The following is a 564-nucleotide window of genomic DNA, read 5'->3' as shown; positions in this document are numbered from 1 at the left end:
CGGGTCCATCTGCCCCTCCTGCGGGCACCAGGAGGCGCCGAGCAGACCGGGCCGCAGCGCCGGCGCCCGCTCGCGCAGCTCGGCCGGGCCGATCACCTCGGCGGCGATGCCGCGCGCCCGCTCGAACGCCGTCTTGCGCCGCAGCCAGTCCAGCAGCTCCGGCGTGTCGGCCAGGATCAGCCCGCCCTCGGTGCGGATCGACAGGCTCTCCCCCGCCTCGGCCGCCAGCGCCTTCCACAGCGCGACGGCGGGCGGGCCGAGCGCCAGCGCCTCGGCCAGCGGGCCGGGCGCGCCGGTGTCGCCGAAGGCATAGGCCAGCAACTGCACATGCAGGCTGCCGGCATTGGCGGTGGAGGCGCCGAGGCCGGGCTCGTTGCGGTCGGCCAGCAGCACCTCCTCGCCCTCGCGCGCCAGGAACAGGGCGGTGGACAGGCCGACCACCCCGCCGCCGATCACCAGCGTGGCGCAATCGGCCGGGACCGGGGCCGGGCTGGCGGTCCGCCAGGCGCGCGGCGCGGGCGGGTCGGCATAGAGCGCCTCCCGCGCCGCATCGGGGCGCGGGCG

1 protein-coding gene is annotated in these 564 nt (G+C 78.7%); it reads right to left on the bottom strand.

Annotated features, from left to right (window positions below; all coding sequences use genetic code 11):
* Positions 1 to 564 (bottom strand): NAD(P)/FAD-dependent oxidoreductase (locus HMPREF0731_RS22765; protein WP_007006638.1); only part of this gene is annotated, 564 nt, incomplete at both ends.

It is taken from the genome of Pseudoroseomonas cervicalis ATCC 49957, from assembly GCF_000164635.1.
GTDB lineage: Bacteria > Pseudomonadota > Alphaproteobacteria > Acetobacterales > Acetobacteraceae > Pseudoroseomonas > Pseudoroseomonas cervicalis.
Note: the sequence above shows the minus strand (reverse complement) of the source record. Positions and strands in the feature narration are given on the sequence as shown.